The following is a 7,759-nucleotide window of genomic DNA, read 5'->3' on the forward strand; positions in this document are numbered from 1 at the left end:
GTCCCCGTCACGGTCAGGCTGTTCAGATCACTCACCGTGTTACCCAACACCGCATTACCCTCGATCGTCAGAGACTTGCTGCCCCCTGCAAGCGTGCCCTTGCTCCTGACCGTGCTGCCCTTCAAGGTGGTGTCGACACTGAGCGTCACCTCGTCACCGTAGCTTTGCTCGCCGCTGGTCCTGACCGCTCCGCCATTGATCACTGTCGATCCGCCTGCATCGGTCGTCAGGCTCGCCAGCCTTGTCTGATCAGTACTTCCACTCACCGCCTTGCTGAAGATCGTCTTGCCGCCGCTGTTCACCACCAGCGTGCCGGGGCCATCAACGATCCCGTTGAACGTGGCGTCGCCCGCACCGCTGCTGACCTTCAGTCCCTTGCTGAGCGTCAACGCCCCGTCGATTGTCACCGCGTTATCCTTGGTGTTCAACTGCGCACCAGTGCCTTCGATAGTCACATCACCCAAATACTTCTGCATCCCGGAACTAGTCACCGTCCCGCTCTGTATCGTCGTCGATTTGCTCACCGTCAGCGTATTCAGCCCGCTCAGCGTGCCACCTAAAACCGCATCGCCGTCGATCGTCAGAGACTTGTTACTGCCCTCAAGCGTGCCCTTTGTCGTGACCGTGCTGCCCTTCAAGGTGGTGTCGACACTGAGCTTCACCTCGTCACCGTAGCTTTGCTCGCCGCTGGTCGTGACAGAGCCACCTTCGATCAGCGTCTGTCCAAGCGCATCGGTCGTCAGGCTCGCCAGCCTGGTCTGATCAGTACTTCCACCCACCGCCTTGCTGAAGGTCGTAGTGCCGCTGCTGTTCACCGCCAGCGCGCCGGGGCCATCAACGGTCCCGTTGAACGTCGCGTCGCCCGCACCGCTGCTGACCGTCAGTCCCTTGCTCAGGGTCGTCGCCCCTGCGACCGTCACCGCGCCACCCAGGGTGCTCAGCCTCGCATACGCGTTAGCGATGGCGAGATTGTCGCCGTAGGTCTGCGCGCCCGTGCTCCTGACCTCTCCGCCTTTGATCACGGTGGTCCCGCCCGCGTTCGTGCTCAGGCTCGCCAAGGCTGTCGTGCCACCGACAACTCCGCCAAAGGTCGTCGTCCCGCCATCATTGATCGTCAGCGAATAGGCCCCATCGACCGTACTGCGCAGGCTCACGTTCGTACCGCTCAGGGTCGTGTCGGCGCCAAGCGTCACCGGGCCATCGTAGATCAGTGAGCCGCCCCCCGTGTTGGTGATGGAAGCATTGATGTTGATCTTTCCGCCGTCGGCAGTTTCAAGTGTCAGCGAACGACCGGATTGGAGATCGCCCGAAGACTCGGCAACGGTGATGTCTCCACTCTGCGCCCCGTTGCTGCGAGCGGTAGTCACGATGACATCGGATGTCTCGAGCACCGTCTTGAGCCTTTGCCAGGGCAGGACTGAAGAGTCTCCAGAGGGTACGAATGCTCCGTCCTCTTCATCCTGTTCGACATTGTTCATTTCAGCATTACTGATCGTGATGTCCAGCGGGTCGAGCAGCAGCATCCCGGCCTTCCCCTGCGGTGCCGACGCCGAGAATGTTCCCCGGAAATCGAGGTACCCCTTGCCGGAGATTTCGCCACGACCACCGTCGCCCCCCTGCGGACCACCTTGAGCCTGTGCATGGCCGAAGAAACGCGTGCTCTCGTTCGACCAGACCACGACCTCGCCGCCATTGCCCGATTCGATCGCGTCGGCTTCGAGACGCGCGCCGGCGGCGACTTGGGTCATGCTGGCGTTGTGCAGCGGGCCGCTGCCTTGCCAGTCGCCGCCGACATGGATGCTGCCGCCGCCGCTGGCACCGGAGGCGATGAGCCTGGCGCCCGCGTCGAGCAGGACCTTGTCACCCGTGACCTCGATCAGGCCACCGGCGGTGCGGCTGCCGCTGGCGTCGAGCTGAGCACCGATACGTACGACGCCGCTGTCGCCGCCGTCAATGTGAATCGTTCCGTTTCTTTCGACGAGGCGGTTCGCGCGGACCACGCCTTCGACGTTGAGCACGGTGTCGAGCAGTGCGTCGCGCGCGCGCACCTCGAACACGGCATCACCGCCCTCAGCCTCGATGCGCCCGCTGTGCTGGATGCTCGCCCTGGCCAGCGCGGGGTCTACCTCGAAGCTCAGGAGCTTGTCACCAGCGAAATCGAGCGTGACCCTGGCTGCCACCACGAGTGCCGTGGTGCCTCCGGGCGTCAGGATGCTGCCGCTATTGACGACCTGGCCGCCGATCAGGGCCACGACGCCACCATGTGCTGCGCTGAGCCGGCCCTGATTCTCGATCCGCCCTGGGTGATCGGTCGTCGTCACCAGGCTGAAGCGGTCCGGATTGGCCGGGTCGAGCCGCACATCGAGCGCGGTGGCGACGAGGCTACCGGTATCGACAACCGCGGTCGGGCCGAAGATGACGCCGGCAGGGTTGATCAGGAAGACGCGGCCGTTGGCGGAAATCGTGCCGAAGATGCTGCTCGGATCGGACGAGAGGACCTTGTTGAAGATGACGGAGTTGGCGTTCGGCTGCACGAACTGGACCCGTTCGCCATCGGCAACATCGAAGCTGCGCCAGTCGATCCGGGCGCTCTGGCTGGATTGATTCACCAGCAGCGCGTTCGCCCGGGGCTGGCTGATCGTGGCGCTGCCGGCGACGAGAGTGGGATCGACAGGCAGACTCCAGGCCGGCGTCGTGGTGAGCACCATCAGGCCGAGCGCCATGGGAGCCAGACGCCAACGCGGGGCGATCGTTGCCTTGAGATTCTTGTCCTCGGCCTTCATCGGATGCGAAGTGCGGCGATCAATCATGATCAATCCTCTCTTGTCCAATGCGTCGTCGGAGGGCTATCAGAAGAAGGTGGTGAACTGGAGGTAAGCCCTGGGTTGATGGTTCTGCTTGTCGTTGACCAGATCTCCGCGGTCGCGAAAAGCCAAAGCTGCCTGCAGCGCCCAGTCGGCGGCGGCCCAGTTGATGCCTAGGCCGTAGCCGCTCAGGTAACGCCAGTTCGGCACCTCGGGGGCGAGGGGCTGCCTGATCGGCTCCTTGTCGAGACGCGCCGCGCCGTAGTCGTAAAAGGCGGTGAGCACCATCTGTCCCGGGTACTCATCGTCCTGCTTCCTGACCCTGAAGCGGAACTCGGTCGTCAGCAGATGCGCATCGTCGCCCGGCGCCTCACCGGGCGCGTAGGCGCGAACACCCGCGGGGCCACCCAGCGCAAATTTCTCCGAGCTGTCGAGACGATCGAAAGCATGTTGCCCTTGGTAGCGCAGCAGGAGGGTGACATCGGAACCGATAATGGCTTGCATGCGCGTGAAGCTCGGCTGCAGCTTGGCGTAGGGGCCGACCACCGTGTACTGAGGGTCGTTTACCGAGGAAGCCAGGTTGCCCCAGGCGTAGGACAGGCCGAACGCGGTGATGCCGCCACCGCCGAAGTTGTCGCGAAAATCACCAGCGAGCGCCAGCGTGGTCGCGCGGGTGAACTTGCTGTTTTCCAGATCCTGCTCTTCCAGGCGATTCGTGTTCTTCTTGTAATCAAGTCCCAACTGGCCGAACAGGTTGAGGTTGCGGCTGCGGACGAAGGGATGAATCGCAAAAAGGCTGCTGACCTCGGCCTCGCCCGACTGCAGGAGTCCGTCTACCGTGGAGGGGATCAGTTCGTACTCGAGATAGGAATAGCTGCCCCCGACACGTGTGCCGGCGCCGCCGACCGGCAAGGTGTAGGTCAGGTTGCCGTACTGCATCCCCGAGTGATCGGAAAGCATGCCGCGCAGCGTCAGTGAATCACCGAGCCCGGTCGGAGAATTCAGTGACACCAGGGCGCCGGCACGGTATGAGCCGCTGTAGCGCGATCCGTAGTTGTCGACATCGATGCGTCCCTCGATGCGCGGATCGGGGCGCACGCTGACGACGAGATCCGCCGTTCCGGTGCGTCTTCCGGGGCGCAGTCTGGACTTGGCGTGCACGCCCTGCAGGTCGTTCACCAGAAAAAGCGCACGCTCCAGGTCTCCCGTATCGAGCAATTGGTCCGCCCGCAGACGCGCCAGATAGCGCTCGACGACAGCCCGCTCCACCTTTACATCGTCTTCCCATTCGATAAGGACCTCGCCCAACCTGCCCTCGATGATGCGGATTTCGACGATCCCGTCCTTCAGGGTCTGCGGCGGAATGTAGGCCTGTGCGAGCAACAGTCCTTTCTTCTCGACGATGCGGCGGACAGCCTCGGCGGCATCGACGAGGGTCTGGAAGTTGCGCCCCGGACCGACAAAGCGCGTGACCGCAGCCTGCAGTTCCTCGTCGCTGACGACGGTGGCGCCCGAAAAGCGAAAGCCTTTGACGTCGACCAGGACACCGGGAACATCGTGAATCGCTGATTCGGCAGCTTCAGGCCCCTCGATGAGGTCCCTGGGCACGCTCTCGGGCTGCGGCTTGGGTGCGGTGCGTTCGGTTTCACGCAGGATGGAACCGGCATCGGGGACTGCGGGATCTGCGGCCTGAGCACCGGAACCCGCAAGCAGCAGTGCAAGGGACAAACCAACACGGGGAAAAGTGGCGGACATGAAGCGGCATCTCCGGGAATGAAGTTGCTGATACGTGTCGCGACGGTATTGGAGCGAAGGACAACCGGGCCGGGCGCACCCCGGGGTGCACCTGTCTGACGGCCACGGAAGCTTCTTCCCTGTTTCAGCGTACAACCATTCCACATGAAAATGACATTGTCAATATCGGCAAGCGGACTTAAGATGCATCATCATGAACAAGCGCAAATTCCTGGCTCTGGCCTCGGCGGGCATGCTCCTCGGCCTGCTCCCGGAATGTCACGCCGCCGACGCGGAGGCGCACCAGCCCTCATCGACCGGGAACGGTTTCGTCGGCGGGGAGAAGCAGGCGCGCCTGGCGCTGCTGATCGCCAACGCCGACTACCCGCGGGATCAACGCATCTTCCCGGCGCGGAAGAATGCCTTCGACCTCGAACGGCGCCTGCGGCAGGTCGGCTTCGACGATGTCAGCATCCTGCTCGATGCCGACCGTCCCAGCATTCTCGCCGGCGTGGAAAAGCTGCGCGCACTTGCGACCGGCTACCCCGCCGCATCGGCGCCGATGGTTCTGGTCTATTTTTGCGGCCACGGCTTCCAGAGACAGGGGCAGAACCTCCTGGTACCGGCGCGTCTCGACCTGTCTGACCAGGATATCGTCGAAAAATCGGTGGCCTTGCAGGACGAGGTCATCAACCGGCTGCCGCAGCACTATCCGGGGCTGAGCGTGGTGATTGTCGACGCCTGCCGCTCGGCGATGGGCGAGAGCCGGGCCGAGACCTTCAACTACACCGACGCTCCCGTCGGTTGCATGGTGGCGTTCTCGGCCAGCGCCGGTCAGGTTTCGCTGGCGCCCCGGGACGAATCACAGAACACCTTCTACACGGCGGCACTGCTGCAGAGCATCGACGAAGCGAACGAATTCACACCGATCAGCGATGTCTTCGTCAAGGCACAGTTGCGCACCCAGTCCGTAATGGAAAACCATCCGCTCGCCTTCGTCAGGGCGCGCGCCCAGCGACCTCACCTGGCCACCGGTCAGGTCGGCCGCTTCGCCATCGTCAAGACCTCGCAGGCAGAACGAGCTCACGCGCGTGAAAACGTCAGCGACACTGAACTCGCCGACTGGCGTGCCGTCGAGATTGCCCTCTTCCCTGACGAAGTCGAAAGGGCTGCGTCTGGCATGCTGCGCGCTCATCCTGCAAGCGTGTTCCGCAGCCAGGCCGAAGTCGCGCTGAGCGGAGCACGGGACGCCAGGAAGGCGCTGTTCGATCGGAACGTGTTCTTGCGTCTGTCAGGGATCAGGATCGAGGCCGGCGACGCACGCTACCGGGAAGACTTGCGCAAGGCGCTGCGTGGGGAAAAGGATGCCGCCGCCCGTATCGGCGCCATGTATCGTGATGGCAGCAATGAGCTCGAACGCAATCTCGACCGTTGGGAACAGTGGCTCCAGTACGCGGCCGCGCTGGGCAACGCCCTCTCCTGCGCCGAGTTGTATCGCAAGTACCGTGACGAGCGACTGGACGGCGCTGCCACTTATTACCGACAGTTGGCCACCCGACTTGGCCTGACCTGGCCCGGCGAACTGGGCGCCGACCGTTCTGGCATAAGATGATGCCAATGATCTATAGTTGATCTCTGGAAATCTTTGCTGAGGACTCGTTCTCGGCGCTGGCACACGATAGCACTGGCTTTCACGCCTGCCGGCGAGGGCTTTACCTTGCATGGGGAGACCGACATGAACAGGAAATTCTGCTCCTTGATCTTCGTTGCCGGCCTGACGGCCACCGCCGCATTCGCTGACGAAACCATCGACATGGACAAGCAGCCGAACCTGAGCGCCGATGAAATCCGGGCATCCTTGTTCCCGCACGACGACACCGGCTGCGATCCGATCGAGGCCGCCAAGGCGAAAATGACCTGCATGGGCTTCATGCCGACGCCAAAGGTGTTTTCCCTACCCTCGAAGATCGTCTTCAAGTTGGGGTCGGCCGAACTTTCGGAGGAAGCCAAACGCTACCTGAACAAGTTCGGGCCGACCGTGAGCGTGCTTGAGGGTACCGATCTCAAGGTCCTCATCACCGGCCACACCGATGCAACGGGCCCCCATGCCTTGAACGAGCGCCTCTCGCAGCAACGCGCCGAGTCGGTCAAGACCTACTTCGTCCGGAACTTCGGTGCGCCATCGGCCAACCTCGTCACCGTCGGGGTGGCATCTTCGAGGCTCAAGCTTCCCGACCAGCCCGCTGCCGCGGAAAACCGGCGGGTCGAGATCGGTCGGAAGTAGATTCGGGGCAGACGCTCAATCGCAACTGCCACGGCGGAGCGCCGTGCTCAGCGAAAGTAGCTCAGCCGTAACCAAACCAGCCCGAAGGGCAAACGGGCTACGCACGGGATTCCGTTCGTCCCGAACAACCTGAAAACGAATCGTTTTCCGGCAGCACCTTGCTCCACGTTATGGCTCATCCACGGAAAAATTCATCTGGCTCGCTGTCGTCGAGAGAAACCTTGTAGCTGTTTTCCTTGTAAGGCTTGTCGTCGACCATCAAAGTCGTCTTCACCGTGTATGCTTTGCCCTTTTCTGCGGCGGGCACCTTGAATTTCGAATTCGTCTGGTAACGCCCCGCGCCGTCGACCGCTGCGATCCTTTCGGTCTTCTCTTCGACGAGTTGGTTCTTCTCGTCGTAGATCGCGTATTTCTGGGTCACCTCCGGCGTCTTGTCGCCGTAACCGATCATGTCCGTATTCGAGCTCACCTGAATTTCCTTCTTTCCAGCGGAATCGGTGGCTTTCTGCCTGACCCGCGTACTGAAGGCAGCCGGCCTGATCTCGCCCTTGGGAGGCACGACGCCTTTCCTTTGATATTCGACGTTCACCTGATTGGCGCCAACGATCTTCTTGGACTCGAAATACCAACCGATCAGGAAGCCCGCGGCGGCGCCGATCGCAGCCCCGGTCGCGCACTTCTTGTCGGCAGCCGCTGCTGCAGTGCAACCGACGACAGCACCGATCAGGGCGCCGGTGGCACGGTCATCGAACTTCAACGAGCCGTCGGGATGGGTGGCGCAGGCCGTCAGCAGGGAAAGACCGGCAAGCGCATAGCGTTACACACAACTCGTTCAGCATGAACCGTGCGTGATGCCAGTCGCAAATCCTGCCCCCAGATTGAATCTTCCGGGCCACTTCTTGCATACTGATCGCCGACTTTGCGAAAGGATGGCGAT

General features: G+C 62.5%; 5 protein-coding genes. 2 read left to right on the top strand and 3 right to left on the bottom strand.

Annotated features, from left to right (window positions below):
- Together CCR84_RS12025 and CCR84_RS12030 are read right to left on the bottom strand one after the other, a co-directional pair.
- On the bottom strand, positions 1–2,810 hold a 2,810-nt coding region (locus tag CCR84_RS12025; protein WP_201212582.1), incomplete at its 3' end, for a two-partner secretion domain-containing protein.
- 39 nt (positions 2,811–2,849) lie between these two features.
- Positions 2,850–4,559 (bottom strand): ShlB/FhaC/HecB family hemolysin secretion/activation protein, encoded by a 1,710-nt coding sequence (locus tag CCR84_RS12030; protein ID WP_201212584.1) that lies wholly within the window; start codon positions 4,557–4,559, stop codon positions 2,850–2,852.
- A gap of 193 nt (positions 4,560–4,752) precedes the next feature.
- Here CCR84_RS12030 and CCR84_RS12035 point away from each other — a divergent pair, with 193 nt between their 5' ends.
- Positions 4,753–6,150, top strand: a complete 1,398-nt coding sequence (locus CCR84_RS12035) for a caspase family protein (protein WP_201212586.1) — start codon at positions 4,753–4,755, stop codon at positions 6,148–6,150.
- A 123-nt stretch (positions 6,151–6,273) separates the two neighbouring features.
- The gene (locus CCR84_RS12040) at positions 6,274–6,822 is read left to right on the top strand and encodes an OmpA family protein (RefSeq protein ID WP_201212588.1); all 549 of its coding nucleotides are present in this window, start codon (positions 6,274–6,276) and stop codon (positions 6,820–6,822) included.
- A 175-nt stretch (positions 6,823–6,997) separates the two neighbouring features.
- Here CCR84_RS12040 and CCR84_RS12045 read toward each other — a convergent pair whose 3' ends face one another.
- Positions 6,998–7,579 (bottom strand): YMGG-like glycine zipper-containing protein, encoded by a 582-nt coding sequence (locus CCR84_RS12045; RefSeq protein WP_201212590.1) that lies wholly within the window; start codon positions 7,577–7,579, stop codon positions 6,998–7,000.
- Between the last annotated feature and the right edge of the window lie 180 nt (positions 7,580–7,759).

The sequence above is a fragment of the Rhodocyclus purpureus genome (genome assembly GCF_016653115.1).
GTDB lineage: Bacteria > Pseudomonadota > Gammaproteobacteria > Burkholderiales > Rhodocyclaceae > Rhodocyclus > Rhodocyclus purpureus.

Bases quoted from the DNA above. Each gene is read 5' to 3' on its own strand.
- CCR84_RS12030 (WP_201212584.1), bottom strand. From the start codon at position 4,559: ATGTCCGCCACTTTTCCCCGTGTTGGTTTGTCCCTTGCACTGCTGCTT.
- CCR84_RS12035 (WP_201212586.1), top strand. From the start codon at position 4,753: ATGAACAAGCGCAAATTCCTGGCTCTGGCCTCGGCGGGCATGCTCCTC.
- CCR84_RS12040 (WP_201212588.1), top strand. From the start codon at position 6,274: ATGAACAGGAAATTCTGCTCCTTGATCTTCGTTGCCGGCCTGACGGCC.